Source organism: Streptomyces sp. NPDC001156, from assembly GCF_053598275.1.
In genome coordinates this window covers 24,620-39,600 of sequence record NZ_JBSFJX010000037.1, presented here as the reverse complement: position 1 = coordinate 39,600, position 14,981 = coordinate 24,620, and the positions used below count along the sequence as shown (strand labels likewise).

General features: G+C 69.8%; 15 protein-coding genes. 8 read left to right on the top strand and 7 right to left on the bottom strand.

What is annotated here, in order from left to right:
• Positions 1 to 244: 244 nt before the first annotated feature.
• The 5 genes from ACWDA7_RS19715 to ACWDA7_RS19695 all read left to right on the top strand — a co-directional run bounded on the left by ACWDA7_RS19715 (position 245) and on the right by ACWDA7_RS19695 (position 4,969).
• Positions 245 to 1,276 (top strand): nitronate monooxygenase, encoded by a 1,032-nt coding sequence (locus ACWDA7_RS19715; RefSeq protein WP_450605545.1) that lies wholly within the window; start codon positions 245 to 247, stop codon positions 1,274 to 1,276.
• Between the two features lie 50 nt (positions 1,277 to 1,326).
• The gene (locus ACWDA7_RS19710; RefSeq protein ID WP_450605544.1) at positions 1,327 to 1,737 is read left to right on the top strand and encodes a tautomerase family protein; all 411 of its coding nucleotides are present in this window, start codon (positions 1,327 to 1,329) and stop codon (positions 1,735 to 1,737) included.
• Positions 1,738 to 1,930: 193 nt separating this feature from the next.
• A complete protein-coding gene (locus tag ACWDA7_RS19705; RefSeq protein WP_450605543.1) occupies positions 1,931 to 2,383 on the top strand; it encodes a flavodoxin family protein in 453 nt (150 codons plus the stop codon).
• A gap of 247 nt (positions 2,384 to 2,630) precedes the next feature.
• The gene (locus ACWDA7_RS19700; protein WP_450605542.1) at positions 2,631 to 4,340 is read left to right on the top strand and encodes a PHP domain-containing protein; all 1,710 of its coding nucleotides are present in this window, start codon (positions 2,631 to 2,633) and stop codon (positions 4,338 to 4,340) included.
• Positions 4,337 to 4,969, top strand: coding sequence for a hypothetical protein (locus tag ACWDA7_RS19695; protein ID WP_450605541.1), 633 nt, complete (start codon positions 4,337 to 4,339; stop codon positions 4,967 to 4,969). The genes ACWDA7_RS19700 and ACWDA7_RS19695 overlap by 4 nt, the downstream gene beginning before the upstream one ends.
• 6 nt (positions 4,970 to 4,975) lie before the next feature.
• Here ACWDA7_RS19695 and ACWDA7_RS19690 read toward each other — a convergent pair whose 3' ends face one another.
• From ACWDA7_RS19690 to ACWDA7_RS19680, 3 genes are all read right to left on the bottom strand, one after another.
• Positions 4,976 to 5,623 carry a hypothetical protein gene (locus ACWDA7_RS19690; RefSeq protein WP_450605540.1) on the bottom strand — a complete coding sequence of 216 codons (648 nt, stop codon included), beginning with the start codon at positions 5,621 to 5,623 and terminating at the stop codon, positions 4,976 to 4,978.
• Positions 5,624 to 5,684: 61 nt separating this feature from the next.
• Positions 5,685 to 5,873 (bottom strand): hypothetical protein, encoded by a 189-nt coding sequence (locus ACWDA7_RS19685; RefSeq protein WP_450605539.1) that lies wholly within the window; start codon positions 5,871 to 5,873, stop codon positions 5,685 to 5,687.
• A 433-nt stretch (positions 5,874 to 6,306) separates the two neighbouring features.
• Positions 6,307 to 6,939: a TetR/AcrR family transcriptional regulator gene (locus ACWDA7_RS19680; RefSeq protein WP_450605538.1), complete on the bottom strand. Its 633-nt coding sequence runs from the start codon at positions 6,937 to 6,939 to the stop codon at positions 6,307 to 6,309.
• Between the two features lie 251 nt (positions 6,940 to 7,190).
• On the opposite strand from ACWDA7_RS19680, the gene ACWDA7_RS19675 reads away from it, so the two are divergent.
• A complete protein-coding gene (locus tag ACWDA7_RS19675) occupies positions 7,191 to 9,425 on the top strand; it encodes an MMPL family transporter (protein WP_450605537.1) in 2,235 nt (744 codons plus the stop codon).
• A gap of 46 nt (positions 9,426 to 9,471) precedes the next feature.
• Here the strand turns inward: ACWDA7_RS19675 and ACWDA7_RS19670 are convergent, their stop codons facing one another.
• From ACWDA7_RS19670 to ACWDA7_RS19660, 3 genes are all read right to left on the bottom strand, one after another.
• Positions 9,472 to 10,017, bottom strand: a complete 546-nt coding sequence (locus ACWDA7_RS19670; protein WP_450605536.1) for a hypothetical protein — start codon at positions 10,015 to 10,017, stop codon at positions 9,472 to 9,474.
• A complete protein-coding gene (locus tag ACWDA7_RS19665; protein WP_450605535.1) occupies positions 10,014 to 10,283 on the bottom strand; it encodes a hypothetical protein in 270 nt (89 codons plus the stop codon). The genes ACWDA7_RS19670 and ACWDA7_RS19665 overlap by 4 nt, the downstream gene beginning before the upstream one ends.
• Before the next feature lie 215 nt (positions 10,284 to 10,498).
• Positions 10,499 to 10,804: a hypothetical protein gene (locus ACWDA7_RS19660; protein WP_450605534.1), complete on the bottom strand. Its 306-nt coding sequence runs from the start codon at positions 10,802 to 10,804 to the stop codon at positions 10,499 to 10,501.
• Positions 10,805 to 11,054: 250 nt separating this feature from the next.
• Between ACWDA7_RS19660 and ACWDA7_RS19655 the strand changes: the two genes are divergently transcribed.
• On the top strand, positions 11,055 to 11,978 hold the full coding sequence (locus ACWDA7_RS19655) for an NADP-dependent oxidoreductase (protein ID WP_450605533.1): 924 nt from the start codon (positions 11,055 to 11,057) through the stop codon (positions 11,976 to 11,978).
• A 317-nt stretch (positions 11,979 to 12,295) separates the two neighbouring features.
• Here the strand turns inward: ACWDA7_RS19655 and ACWDA7_RS19650 are convergent, their stop codons facing one another.
• Positions 12,296 to 12,625, bottom strand: coding sequence for an antibiotic biosynthesis monooxygenase family protein (locus ACWDA7_RS19650; RefSeq protein ID WP_450605532.1), 330 nt, complete (start codon positions 12,623 to 12,625; stop codon positions 12,296 to 12,298).
• A 336-nt stretch (positions 12,626 to 12,961) separates the two neighbouring features.
• Between ACWDA7_RS19650 and ACWDA7_RS19645 the strand changes: the two genes are divergently transcribed.
• On the top strand, positions 12,962 to 14,881 hold the full coding sequence (locus ACWDA7_RS19645) for a glycoside hydrolase family 5 protein (RefSeq protein ID WP_450605531.1): 1,920 nt from the start codon (positions 12,962 to 12,964) through the stop codon (positions 14,879 to 14,881).
• Positions 14,882 to 14,981 lie beyond the last annotated feature (100 nt).

Here is a 14,981-nt window from a genome sequence, read left to right as displayed (position 1 = left end):
CCTGACGCCTATAGAAGCAGCGTAATCGGCATTTAACAGCGCTGCGACGAGTGCCTACCGTGGAGAGCGGCAGCCGAGAGCACCGCGAAGGGAAGGGATCATGACTGCAGTGCGATCCGGCTTCGCGCCCATCGGGACACGGTCGCCGTGGCCGATCCTGGTGCCGGGCCTGAAAGACGAAGCTGCCTGATCGACGAAGCTGCCCGCACGACGAAGCTGCCCGCACGACGAAAGAGAAGCCGTCATGAGTCGACTCCTGTCCCCCCTCGGAGTCAGTCTTCCGATCCTCGCGGCCCCGATGGCCGGAGGTCCGAGCACACCGACACTGGTGATCGCGGCCGCGCGCGCGGGCGGTCTGGGCTTCCTTGGGGCCGGGTACAAGACACCGCAGGCGCTCGCCGAGCAGATCGAGGCCGTGCGTGCGGAAGGTGTGCCGTTCGGCGTCAACGTCTTCGCCCCCAATCCGGTCCCCATATCCGGCGACGACTACCGCGACTACGTCCGGGCGATCCGGTCCGAGGCCGCCCGATACGGGCTGTCGTTGCCGGACGGCGATCCGGTCGAGGACGACAACCACTGGACGGACAAGATCGACCTGCTGGTGGCGAACCCTGTCCCGGTGGTGTCCTTCACCTTCGGCCTCCCCCATCGCTCGGTCGTCGCGAAGCTGCGCAAGGCGGGAAGCACAGTGGTGCAGACGGTCACCTCCGCCGACGAGGCCCGGCTCGCTGCGGAGGCCGGGGTGGACGCGGTCGCCGTCCAGGCATCGGCGGCCGGCGGGCACTCCGGCACCTTCACCCCCGCACAGTTGCCCCCGCCCACTCCACTGCCCCAACTGGTCGCCCAGGTGTGCAGCGCCGTACCGCTGCCGGTCATCGCCGCGGGCGGGATCGCACAGTCAGGGGACGTGGCCGACGTGCTGCGCGCCGGAGCGGAAGCCGCCGCGGTCGGCACCGCCTTGTTGCGCACCGACGAGAGCGGCGCCTCCGCGCCGCACAAGGCCGCCTTGGCCGACCCCGCCTTCGACACCACGGTGATCACCCGGGCCTTCACCGGGCGGCCGGCACGCGCGCTGCGCAACTACTTCGTCGACCACTACGACGACATCGCCCCCGCCGGTTACCCGGCCCTGCACCACCTGACCAGCCCCCTGCGCAAAGCCGCCGCCGCAGCAGGGGACACCCGTCTGATCCATCTGTGGGCGGGCACGGGGCACCGTCACGCCAGGACCGAGCCTGCTGCCCGTACCTTCGCCCGGCTCGCCGCCGATCTCTGACCGTCAACGCCGATTCACCAAGCCATCCAGCTACGGGAAGGAGGCCCGGCATGCCGCTGGTACGGATCGACATGATCCGCGGACGCCGAACGGACGAGGTCCAGGCGATTGCCGATGCCACACATCAGGCGATCGTGGAGGTGCTGCGGATTCCGGAACGCGACAGATTCCAGATCGTCACCGAGCACGCTGCGGACCACATCATCGCCCTCGACGCCGGCCTGGGCTTCGACCGGAGCTCCGCGCTGGTCATGATCCAGATCTTCACTCAGTCGGGGCGCACCCCCGAGGTCAAGCAGCGTCTGTACCGCGTCATCGCGCAGCGCCTGGGCCAACTCGGCATCAAGGGAGAGGACGTCTTCATCGGCATCACCGAGAACGCCCCTCAGGACTGGTCGTTCGCCCACGGCCGCGCTCAGTACCTTGAAGGAGAGCTCGCCGTTCCAGGCGATGCCCACTGAGTCCCGTCCCGTGAGTCGTGTCGGCCTGCTGCCCTTGCCCGACAAGGTCCCCACTGTCGCCGGCATGTGACGGCGGTTGTCGGGGCCATCGCCCGGCCGGACGTGGCTCGGCCACCCGTGGTGATCAAGTCGTCGTCAAGCGGCCGGGTACGTCGGTTGCGGCCCGACGAGCGTCACGGCAGTGTTCGGCCGTATGGCCACCTTGCTGATCGTCCATCACACGCCCTCGCCCAACTGCCAGGCGCTGTTCGAAGCCGTCGTCTCCGGTGCAACGGCGCCGGAGATCGAGGGAGTGAGGGTCGTACGGCGCGCGGCGCTGTCCGCCACCGCGGCCGACGTGCTGGCCGCCGACGCGTATCTGCTGGGCACTCCGGCGAATCTCGGCTACATGTCAGGGGCCCTCAAGCATTTCTTCGACCAGGTCTACTACCCGTGTCTGGACGAGACGCGCGGTCGGCCCTTCGGGTTCTGGGTACACGGCGGCAGCGATGTGACCGGGGCCGTACGCGGCATCGAGGCGATCACGGGCGGACTCGGCTGGCGGCCTGCGGCCGCGTCCGTGACGGTGACGGGTGAGCCGGGCAAGGCTGACATCGAGGCGTGCTGGGAGCTGGGGGCGACGGTCGCCGCCGGACTGATGAGCTGAGCCAGCAGGCACTCGCGTCAACGGACAGGCGGGTCAAGGGAGTCGGTGTGGTCCGCCTCTGATTCGCGACCGCGACCGCGCGTGGGGACGACCGAGTCGAACAGGGCCGAAACACGGGCTTCCGCAAGCCGCCGGTAGCACATCCGGTGTTCGTCGTTCCGCAGTTGGCGTGTGGGCCGACATTCATTCCCGCTGCCCAATCTCGGCCTCGTTGAAGGGTAAATCCAATGCTGCAGCGGGAGCTGACATGGGCCACGACGGTCACGGACACGGGCATGGACACCACCATCACCACCACGACCACGGAAGCGGCGACGCCTCGTCGCTGCCGCCGGCGCTCGACCTGTCGGTGCCGGACGAGGAGTTGACGCCCAGTCAGCTCTCGCGGCGTTCCATGCTGCGCCGCACCGGTCTGCTGGGAGCGGGCCTGGCCGCGGGCAGCGTCCTCGCGGGCGCGGGCCAGGCGGCGGCGGCGCACGGATCGTCGGCTCAGCACAGCGGGCGCTCCGGCGAGTACCTGTGGCTGGCCGGTGACCACCACATCCACACGCAGTACAGCTCCGACGCCAAGTACCGGGTCATCGACCACGTCCGGCAGGCGAACGCGCACGGCCTGGACTGGATGGTGATCACCGACCACGGCAGCGAGGCGCACGCCAAGATCGGTGTGGAGAAGGTCAACCCGGACATCGTCGCGGCCCGTGACCAGATCGACGACACGCTCGTCTTCCAGGGTCTGGAGTGGAACATCCCGGCCGCCGAACACGGCACCGTCTTCGTGCACCCCGGTAACAACGAGGTCGCGGTGCTGAAGGAGTTCGAGAACTCCTTCGACGGCTCGGTGAAGGGGGCCTCCGCCGCCACGCCGGCCAACGAGGCGCTCGCCATCGCGGGCATCAACTTCCTCGCCGAGCAGGTTCAGCGTCGCAAGGTCAAGGACGCTCTCTTCCTGGCCAACCACCCGGCCCGCAAGGGAATCGACTCCCCGCACGAGATCCGCGCGTGGCGCGACGCGCAGCCGTCGATCGCCGTCGGCATGGAGGGCGCGCCCGGGCACCAGGCCGGCGGTGTGCCCGCGCCGAAGGGCCCCGGTGGCGCACGCGGCATCTACGACAACAGCCCCAGCGCCGACTCCTTCCCCGGCTACCCGCTGGAGAGCTACCGCACGTGGGGCGGCTTCGACTGGATGACCGCCACCGTCGGCGGCCTGTGGGACAGCCTGCTCGCCGAGGGCAAGCCCTGGTGGATCACGGCGAACTCCGACTCGCACAACGTCTACGCCGACGCCGCCGTCCGCGGCCCGAACAGCGACTTCAACGCCAACGGCCGTTACGACGACCCGGTGTACGGCGGCGGGCTCAACCTCACCGACACCGACTTCTGGCCCGGCCAGTACTCCCGTACCCACGTCGGTGCGAGCTCCTTCTCCTACAAGGCGGTCATGGACGGCATCCGCGCCGGCCGTGTCTGGGTGGACCACGGCGGGCTGATCAGCGGCCTCAACGCGCGGCTGCGTGCGGACGGACGCGAGGTCACGCTGGGCGGTGCGCTTCATGTGCGCCGCGGCAGCCGGGGCGACCTGGTCGTCGAGATCGGCCTCGCCAACGGCCCGAACTGGGCGCAGTTCGTGCCGTCGCTGTCCCGTGTCGACGTGATCCAGGGCGATGTCACCGGCCCGGTCGCGGACAAGGACACGTTCGCCACTCCGTCCACCAAGGTGGTGCAGTCCTTCGAGGTGAACAAGGCCACGGGGGCGGTGCGCCTGACGTACTCCCTGGGACGCCTGGACAAGCCGGTGTACGTCCGGCTGAGGGGCACCGACGGCAACCGCAGCGCCGTCGGCCTGCACGGCGCCTCCGTCGACCCGGCCGGTCCGGCGATCGACGGCCTGGGCGACGCCGACCCGTGGAAGGACCTCTGGTTCTACACCAACCCCATGTGGGTCCTGCCCGCATGACCGAACAGCACGACGCGCCCGGCGTCCACTCCGTCATCGGGGTGGACGCCGGGACGGCGACCCTGCGCGAGGCGGACCACCTGATCCACGATCTGGTGGACCGACTGGACCTTCCTGCGGGCACGATCGCCTGCACCCATCTGATCCGCACCGCGGAGCGGCGTGGCACGGCGATCTCGCTCACCGTTCCCGATGACGCCGCGGCGGACGCGGCATGGGGCCCGCTGGCCACACTCGCCGCAAGGGAAATGAGCGCGGCCGGTGCCGTGTTGGGGGAGCGGGTGTACGGCCCTGCCGAATCCGCCCGCGCGGCGGCCCTGGCGGCTGCCGAGCACGTCCACCGGCGCAGCGGGCGGGCCGTGGTCTTCCCCGGCGTCCACCACCTGACGGGCACCGTCACCGTGGCGGACGTCCTCACCCGTACCGTGATCGACCGGGTCACCGTGCTCGGCGCTCCGTCGACCGGCGGTCCAGGACCCGATCCGGCCACTCCTGTGCTCACACGGGACCATGTACGTCCCGAGTGGCGGGACGGGCATCTGCTCCTGGCCCTGGTTCCGGCCGCAGGGGGAGCCCTGGCTCCATTCGAGGTGCCCAACCCCACGCCGTGCTGCGCGGATCACGCCTGACGAACGTCAGTTCAGCCGCGCGGTGTCGACGGTCGTGGTCTCGGTGTCGTACGCGGTGACCGCGATATAGCCGGGGTCACCGTTGCGATCCAGGTAGCAGAACACCGATTGGACACCCAAGGGCGCCTCACGCACAGGGTGTTCGGCCACGACGGTGCGGCACTCGGCGCCCGTGGGGAGTGCCGCGGACTGCCACGCGGCCAGCTTGCCGTTGGTGGACACCAGCAGACTTCCCGAGACATAGATGGCGTCGGAATCGCTTTCGGCAACCACCGGCGGTCTGTGGGAGAAGTCGTAGCCCGTGGGCGCACCCTGAGCGTCGCTCTTCATCGTGAAGCCGCGCACGACGGCGGTGGACGCCGGGGAGCCCGGGCCCTGGAGTACGACCGTGGTCGCCATCGTCCCGCCTCCGATGAGTGCCACGGCCGTCGCACCGGCGATCATCGGGTGCGCCGACGCCATGTTGAAGAGCTGCCCGATGACGGGGATGGAGAACTTGAGGTGGGTGTTCTTCTGATGGACGTGGGCGTTGTCGCCCGCGTGGACGGACATCGCGGGTGAATGGTGCCGCGCGCCGGCACGGGGTGGCAGATACGTGTTGTTCTGGACGTTGCCCTCGCCGACCTGGGCACCCTTGGTCCGATCGATGTTCATCGCTGTCTGCCTTCTGCGACCCGCATCAGCGGCGCGGGCCCTTGTGTGCGGGATGGATGGCTCAACCGAAGGTGTTGTGCTGGATGTTGTGGTCGCCGACCTGGACGCCTCGGGCCTGACGCAGGTCGACCTGGTAGGTCCCGGAGCGCGTTCCGGCCGGGTCGGTCAGGGCCAGCAGCCGTTGAGCGATTTCCACGAGGTGCGCGTCGACGCCGCCGGTGGCGATCAACTCGCGGACCGGCTCCGGCAACGGCGTCGAGGAGTCCGCGGCTTCGGTAGGGCTCCCGGTACCTCTCGGGGAGGCGCTGAAGACAGGCCGATCTCAACGCGCCGTAGGCGTCGCGGACGGTGCTCGAGGTGACGGTGGTCAAGCCGGCGCTCGCGCCCGTGGCCGGCGCCTGTGTCACCAACGTTGCCGGATCCATCCGGGCACCTCCCCAAGAGCTTCCTCGGTCGTGCACGCGTCGATCACTCGGCGTCACAGGATGAGCACGTTATGGGGTGGCGAGCGGGTTCACATGTGGTTGATGTGAATTGTCGCCGATGGTGCACTTGCGTTCGTCCGGCGCCGACCTATTGATCGGACCGTGCCCACAGCGGCTGACAATCGGTGATGGAAGCGCGGCCGCCGGCGTGAAGCTGCCTGGGTCTCCTGAGTCCAGTGAGGCGGACGCTCGGCGCTGTCAGGCGCCTGCCCGGGAGGGCTCCGCCCCGATCTCCTTGAGGAAGGCGAAGGCCCTGGGCAGCGGCGCGGGGCCGGTGACCGCGTGGCCGGCCGCACGGCGGGCCCGCCGGGTGCGCAGCATCGCGCGGACCGCCGACAGGGCGGCGCACGCGATCACGGCGGCCTTCAGATCGGCGTCATCGGTGTCCGGCGGCAGACGCCTGTGCACCAGAGTGGTCAGCCGCTCTTCGAAGTCGCTGAACGACTGCACCAGGCGGGCGGCGACGAGATTCTCCGTGCCCTCGAAAGGGTGGGTGAGCGCGGTGAGGGTCGAGGCGGCGAACGGTTCCGCGGCCGCGAGCAGTGCGTTGCAGACCGCGTCCCATGGGGCCTCTTCCGCGGGGCGCTCCGCCAGGGCCTTCTCCACGTAGGCGAACAGTTCGACGCTGTCCGGGAAGAGCAGGGCTTCCTTGCTCTCGAAGTACCGGAAGAACGTGCGTACCGAGACATTGGCGTACGCGGCGATGTCGGCGACGGTGGTGCCTTCGAAACCCCGCTCCTTGAACAAGTGCGCGGCTCCCTCGCGCAGCAGGCGCCGGGTCTCCTCCTTCTTGCGCTCTCGCAGTCCTGGCTCGGCGGTGTCACTCGGCATACCCGAAGCCTCGGGCATGGGCATCGGAGTGTCAATTGGCAGTGGTGCCATGTCATTGGCTCCAGATGTGGCCCAGGTCTGCGGCTGCCCACCCGACGAGCCTCTTGACCTCGCCTGTCATCCCGACAACGTTGCGCCGGCAGATGATCGGCGACTCCTCGCTGACCGCCTTCGAAGCGCCCCCAGACCCTGAATCTGTCGACAGTGACAATTGACACTCGTGCCAGATTGCCCCAGAGTTCCTGTCACTCGTGACACTTTCTCTGGAGGACACGGTGTCGTCCCGTCCCATGCAGCCATCGCTCGAAGCGCCCGAGCCCCCCGACGTACGAGAGCAGGAGCCCTCACCCGATCCGGAGAGGCGGAGCGTGCCGGCCCGGATCGGTGGGGCGTGCGCCCGCCGTCCCGTCCTCGTCATCGTCGTCTGGCTGCTGCTGCTGACGGGTGCCCTCGTCGGCCGGCACATGGCCGGGTCCGCCTTCAGCGATCAGATCAGCCTTCCGGGCACCCCGTCGCACACCGGCGCCGACCTTCTGAAGGCATCGGAGCCGGGCGCGGCGGACCCCAGCGGCAAGGTCGTCCTCCACGTCGACTCCGGCACCGTGTCCGCGCAACGGCCGGCGGTGGACCGGACCGTGGCCACGCTGCGGAAGCTCCCGCACGTCACTGCGGTGTCCACTCTGGTGACCAGCGCCGACGGCCGCACCGCGTACACCGCGGTCTCCTTCGACGAACAGCTGAAGAACCTGGGACACGACTACACGTCCCGGCTCGACGAGGCCACCGAACCCGCCCGCGCCGCAGGTGTTCACGTGGCCTACGGAGGCGACCTGGACCAGGTCGTCCGCGCGCCCGCGAACGACAGGTTCAGCGAACTGGTCGGCGTCGCCACCACGCTGGTGATCCTGCTGGCCGGCTTCGGCAGCGTCGCGGCCGCCCTGATGCCCCTGGTCACGGCGCTGATCAGCGTCGGGACCGGGCTCGGCCTGGTGAGTGTCGTCGCGGCGACCATCGACTTCGCGACCGCCGCGCCCACCCTCGCCAGCATGATCGGGCTCGGAGTGGGCATCGACTACGCCCTGTTCCTGACTACCCGTTTTCGTCAGGACCTCATCGAAGGCCGTGACCCGGTCGACGCCGCTGCCCGGACCACCCGTACCAGTGGGCGCGCCGTGCTGGTCGCCGCGGTCACCGTCGCGGTCGCCATGCTGAGTCTGTACGCCTGCGGTCTGACCTTCATCGGCAAGCTCGGACTCGCGGCCACCATCGCCGTCGTGGTCACCGCAGGGGCCGCACTCACACTCGTTCCGGCGGCTCTCGGTCTGGTCGGCCGGCGCATCGACCGCCTGCACGTACGGCGGCCCGTCGCCGAGAGCACAGGCGAGGACGACAACTGGTACCGCTACGCGACCCTGGTGGCCCGCCGCCCCTGGCCCTTCCTCGTCGTCGGTACCTCGGTCCTCGCCCTGTGTGCGCTGCCGCTGCTGTCGATGCGCCTGGGCCATGTCGGAGCCGGCGCGGACAAGCCGGGCAGCGCCACCCGCCTCGCCTACGACTGGATCGCCGAGGCCGACGGACCGGGCTTCGGACCTGGTGCGAACGGGCAGGTCGTGACCGTCGTGGACCTACGCCACGCAGGTGTCCTTGCCGACCGGATCGCGGCCGATGTCACCCGGGCCCTGCAGAGCACCCCGGGCGTCGACCGGTTCACCCCCGTCACGCCGAGCACGGACGGCAAGATCCTCGTCAGCACTGTGACCCCCACCACGGGCCCACAGGACGCGGCGACCACCGGCCTCCTCACCGACCTGACCGACCACGCCCTGCCGAACGCCCTCAAGGGCACCGGCGCGCACGCCTACCTGACCGGAACCGCTGCGGGCCAGTCCGATTTCCGGGACGTGGTCGGCCGCAGGCTGCCCGTCGTCGTGGGAATCGTGCTGGTGCTCGCCTTCTTGCTGCTGACGGCTGTCTTCCGCAGTGTGGTCATCCCGCTCAAGGCCGTGCTGCTCAACCTGCTCACCACCGCGGCTTCCTACGGTGTCCTCGTCGCCGTCTTCCAATGGGGCTGGGGCGACGCTCTGTTGGGCCTCTCCGAGCCGGTCCCCATCGAGTCATACGTTCCGATGATGATGTTCGCCATCGTCTTCGGGCTCTCCACGGACTACGAGATCTTCCTGCTTTCCCGGATCGCCGAGACCTGGCGAAGGACCGGGGACAACCGGCGCTCCGTCAGCGTGGGCCTGTCGGCCACGGCACGTGTCATCTCCAGTGCGGCGTTCATCATGACGGCGGTGTTTCTGGCCTTCACCGTCTCGCCGACGGTGGTCGTGAAGATGCTGGCACTGGGCCTGGCGATCAGTGTGGTGCTCGACGCCACCATCGTGCGCCTGGTCCTGGTTCCCTCGGCCATGTTCCTGATGGGCCGGGCGAACTGGTGGATACCCAGGTGGCTCGACCGTCTCCTGCCCAGGCTGCACGCCTGAGCAGCGCCGTCGGGCTGACGCGACTGAAGCACAGTGCCCGCCCCGATCAAGGGTGCGCGTTCGTCTCCTGCGCGTCCCGCCCGCCGGCGTCCACCGCCTCCTGTGGGCACTGGAACCGCAGCAGCCCGTATATGCGGCGGAAGAGGAAGGCCGCGACCGGCAGTTCGACGAAGACGGCGAGTGCGATGGACGCCCAGACGGCAGGTGTGCCGAACGCGAGAGAGACATCGAACCACGCGTCGCACACCAGGAGGACGGCGGTCGCGAGCCCCGTGAGCAAGACGGCGGGGTTGCGGCGCTTCCCGAGGACGGCGGTCAAGCCCAGGGCGATGAGCAGCAGGATGTCGAAGCCGACCCAGGTCGTGCGCCACTGGTGGACCTGGTAGTCCGAGGGCAGCGTGACACCCAGGAGCACCGTCCAGGCGGCAAGGCCCAGCGCGGACACCGCGAACAGCTCCAGGGTGTGCCGCCGGCGCCGCTCGAACCGGTCGTCACGGTCCCTGCCGCGCACGGGAGCGGGAGCCGGGCGTGACGACCGCGAGGCGCTCGGGAAGGGAGTGGTGCGCACCGGCCTTTGGGCTGCCTGGCTCATCGGCGCGCCGAATTCTCGTGGGCACCGAGTGAAGACGCGGGGTGCCAGGTCGTGATGCGCCCTGTGGCGAACCACCCGAGCCCGGCCAGGAACACACCGGCCACGGCGCTCGGCAAGTGCCGGCTCAGCAGCATCACCGTGGCTCCCACATCGAGGCCAACGGCGAGGAGGACGTACGCGGCACGTTGCCACGCCGCGCGCGGGGCGGCGACCGCCACTGGACGTTCCGGCCGGGCGCGGAAGATCCCCGGAGTGAGGTGGCTCATCGCGGTCTCTTCTCCTGCCCTGTTCGTCCGATGCCCAAGTGGGTCTCGACAGACCCAGGCACATCAGCGCCAACTAAGGGGAGCCCTTCCGATATTTCCCCGGAGACCACCCAAGAGGCGAAATTCGGACGTGATGTGAGGCACACAGGGGGCCCAGGAGTCGGTGCCGGCAATCCGCGTCTGCCGTTCCAGGACGGCTGCCGGGCGCCGCAGGGTCAGGGTGCCGTGCGATGCGACGCGTGCGAGTCGGCGGGAGCGGACGAGGGACGGCGGGTCAGCCGCAGCGGGTGCAGCCGGCTCCAGTACGGTTCCAGGAGCGCCTCGGCGGTATGGGGTTCCCGCACCGAGGTGTCGCGGAAGGCCAGGTGCAGTTCCTCCACGCGGTCGACCTGCGGTTTCGTGATGCGTGCGGGCGGTGTGGGGCGCGCCATACGGCAGGCCCACCAGCGTGCCGCTATGACGGCGCCGACCAGAGCCGCGCCCGCGATGGCCAGTACCTCACGTGATGATCCCAGCTGCATGACGGACCCCCTTCATCGCGACCCCGGTCCTCGTTGTGTCATGCCGTGTGTCCCTGAGGGCGAGTTGTATGCCTGTGCGGGCTGCGCGGTCGCCGAGCCCGATTCAGTCGCTGCGGCCGGTTCCCGCCCCCGGCCGTGCGCCGGCGAAGGGCGACCCTGGCTCCCGTGTGCAGAACCCTCTCGGTGACGCCCGCGCCCTCGTACCGGCGCGCCTCTGAATAGTCGGGCATTGGAGCCTAAAGTGTTTGCTATGCGTGCAATTGTTGCGAATCGCTATGGTGGTCCCGAGACCCTGGAGACGGCGCAGGCCGATGATCCCAAGGTCGGTCCGGACTCGGTGCTCGTGCGTGTGAAGGCCGCCGGGGTCAATCCCGTCGACTGGAAGATCGTCGCCGGATTCCTCGACCCGATCATGTACGTCCACTTCCCGCTCGTGCCCGGCTGGGACGTCTCGGGCGTCGTCGAGGCGGTCGGTCTGGACGCCCCCGAGTACTCGGTCGGCGACGAGGTCTTCGGGTACGTCCGCAAGGACGAGGTGCAGCACGGCACTTACGCGCAGCTCGTCGCCGCACCCGTGCGCACCCTCGCGCTCAAGCCCGCGTCATTGAGCTGGCAGGAGGCCGCCGGCGTGCCGCTCGCAGGACTGACCGCCTGGCAGTCACTGGCCCGGGTGGCCGTCGCCGCGGGTGACACCGTCCTGGTTCATGCGGCGGCCGGCGGTGTTGGGTCGTTCGCCGTGCAGATCGCCGTGGCCCAGGGAGCCCGGGTGATCGGCACGGCCGGCGAACACAACCACGACTTCCTGCGCTCCCTGGGCGCCGAACCCGTCACTTATGGCGAGGGCCTGGCCGACCGGGTGCGGCAGCTGGCGCCGGAGGGTATCGACGCAGCCGTGGACTATGTGGGCGGTGGCACGGTCGCCGTCTCGCAGGAGCTGCTGAAGGACCGCTCCCGGGTCGCGTCCATCGTCGACGCCGAAGTGAAGCAGCGCGGTGGACACCATGTGTGGGTCCGGCCCGACAGCGCGGACCTGGCGGCACTAGCCCGACTCGCCGACGCCGGCAAACTCACCGTCCATGTCGAACGCGCCTTGCCGCTTGCCGAGGCGGCCGAGGCGTTCCGTCTCAGCAAGACCGGACGGACCCGCGGCAAGATCGTCCTCGAGGTCGGCTGATCCTCACCTGGGCGGCGTGGGTCCGCCCGCGCCGCCCGTGAGGCACTCACGGCCGACAAGGCCGCCCCGCGGTCGGCGAAGCAGCCCGAGGTACGGCTTCGGCGTCCCGCGTTCGACGGCGAGTAACCGGAAGGGGCCGGTCTGCTTCGGCTCCGGGCCCCGACGGCACCTGCCGCGTCCTGAGCCGCAGCTTCCGCGATGGCCGAAACCAGCCGTACGACCGGGCGCCGGGACCGGCGGAGTAGTCGGGCTTCGCCGTCGTCCGGGCCGGGCGGTGCGAGGCGAGCGCGCCGCCCGGTCCCGCGGCGACAGAATGCCTACGCGCTCTTCGGTGCCGCCTGCTGCACCACGTCGAAGGACCACAACGTGGACCCGCTCGCCGCCGGCTTGGGGTGTTCGCCGCTCTCCGCGCCACCGCCCTGATGGGCCGTCTTCATGGGGCCCTCCAGCCAGGCCTGGAACGACTCCTCGTCACGCCACCGCGTGTAGACGAGGTAGCTGTCGGTGCCTTCGACAGGCCGGAGGAGTTCGAACCACTCGAACCCGTCGGAGCCCTCCACGGCATGGGCTCGAGAGGCGAAGCGCTTCTCCAGGGTCTCCCGCTGCTCGGCCGGAACGGTCAGTACGTTGATCTTGACTACGCTCATGGCCCCATCCTGCCGCACCGCGGCCGTGAGACGGTGAGCGGCTTGCCCGCCCGAGTGTCACCAGTGGCCGACAGGCGGGACGGGCCGGTGGGTTTCGGCCGACGGCATCCGCCCCGCCAGGGGCGCTGGTCAGTGCCGCCCCTGGCCGGAAAACTCGGTGGTCGCTCCAAGTAGCCCCAAAACGTGGGCCGTTGAGTCGTAGACTGACGGCCGTCGTCCGCCCGAGGCCATGTTCGGCTGCCGTGCGGAGAAGCGCCGGCAGGCTTCCGCGTACTGGGTCGCCCTCCGGCTGCGCCAAGCCTGACCGCGCTCACCCGCTCGCACACAGAGGCCCGTATGCCAACGACCAGAGTTGTCCAGTACCTGACAGGAGGAGTAGGTGCGGCCCTCCTCCTGCTCGCCGCGGCACCCGGGACGGTCGTCGCCGTCGCCGAGCTCTCGGCCCCCACCACGTACACCGCGGCCCCGGCAGCCGACACCTGGCAACCGCCGCTGTCCACCCGCGGCCGGTACATCATCGACGCCGCAGGCAACCGCTTCCGGCTGAGGTCGGCCAACTGGGACGGCGCGCAGGGCTCGTGGACGGGCAGCGGCAGCATCTCCGATGCCGCCAACCACCACGCCGGACAGGACTCCTACGGGATACCCCTCGGCCTGGACCGTGCCCCCCTGTCCGAACTGCTCGGCGACTTCCACGAACTCGGTATCAACAGCATCCGGCTGCCGTTCTCCAACGAGATGCTCCACACCACGGCCGCCGTACCGGACGTCGCCGTCACAGCCAATCCCCAGCTTCGCGGCAAGACGCCGCTGCAGGTCTACGACGCCGTGGTGGCCGCCCTCACACAGGACGGCTTCGCCGTCATCCTCAACAACCACACCAACACCTCCCGCTGGTGCTGCGGCATCGACGGCAACGAGCGCTGGAACAGCAGCCAGACCACCCAGCAGTGGGCCGACGACTGGGTCTTCATGGCCCGCCGTTACGCCACCAACCCCCGTGTCGTGGGCGCCGATCTCTACAACGAGGTGCGCCGGGACATCATGGACGACCCCAACTGGGGCCTGGGTGACGACCACGACTGGTATGCCGCCGCGCAACTCGCCGCCGACCGCATCCTCAGCGAGGCCGACCCCGATCTCCTCATCTTCATCGAAGGAATCAACTGGACCGGCCTGCCCGTCGACGGGCTGCCGCACGGCCGCCCCACCCTGACGCCTGCGCGCACGCTCTCGCACACCCTCGTGGCCACCCACAAGCTCGTCTACTCCGCGCACTTCTACGGATACACCGGCCCCCGTCACAGCGGTGCCACCGGCATCGGGGAGACCCACGACCCCCGCTACCAGGACCTGACCCGCGACGAGCTGTACCAGGCTCTCTACGACGAGGCCTTCTTCGTGTCCGAGGACACCGGCCGGCACTACACCGCACCGGTATGGATCAGTGAATTCGGCATCGGAGCGGGCGAGACGGGAACCGCCGCCCGCGCATGGTTCGGCAACATCACCGACTACTTCGCCGACCACGACGCCGACTTCGCCTACTGGCCCCTGGTCGGCTGGGAGGGACACGACGACTGGGCCCTGCTGCGCTATGACAGCTCGGGCCACCGGTACGGCATCCTCGACCAGGCCGACTGGCGCAGCACCGCGTGGAACCACCTCATGACCTCACCGACGCGCACCGGCCCCGTCGACCGGGTGCCGACCTGGCGCATGCTCTCCACCGATCACGGCGACTACGTCCAGTCGCTCCGGGTGCGAGCCGGCGGTGACTGGGACAACGGCGCCTACAAGGCCGCCTGTCCCGACGGCCTGCGACTGATCGGCCTCAGCCACACCACCGGTCGCGGACTGTGCACCGACGTCACCACCGGTGACCTGCGCGCCGGGGGCACCGCGCAGACGGTCGTCACCGACGAACGCTACGTCCCCGCGGGCGGTGACTGGGCGTCGGGTTACACCAAACTCCAGTGCCCGTCCGGCCAGTACCTCATCGGCTACAGCCGTCGCGGTGCCCGGGTGTCGGCGGCCCTGTGCGTTCCCGCGGGCACTCCGCAGGCCGGCACAGGACGCACGGTCTGGTTCGACCGGTCCGACAACCGCCCCGCCGACACCGCGGGCGGCGACTTCGCCTACGGTGACTACAAGGGCCAGTGCACCGACGACGAGTACGCTGCCGGGATCGCCTTCACCACACGTGTGGGGAGCAGCGCCGGGCCCGCAGCCCTGCTCTGCCGCAAGCTCTTCTGAGGCGCTCCGCTCATGGCCGGGCCCGGCGTCCGGGGGAGTGCACGGCGGCTCGTCCGGCCTCGCGGAGGGCCGCGGTCGGGCCATGCGGACTTTCAGGGCC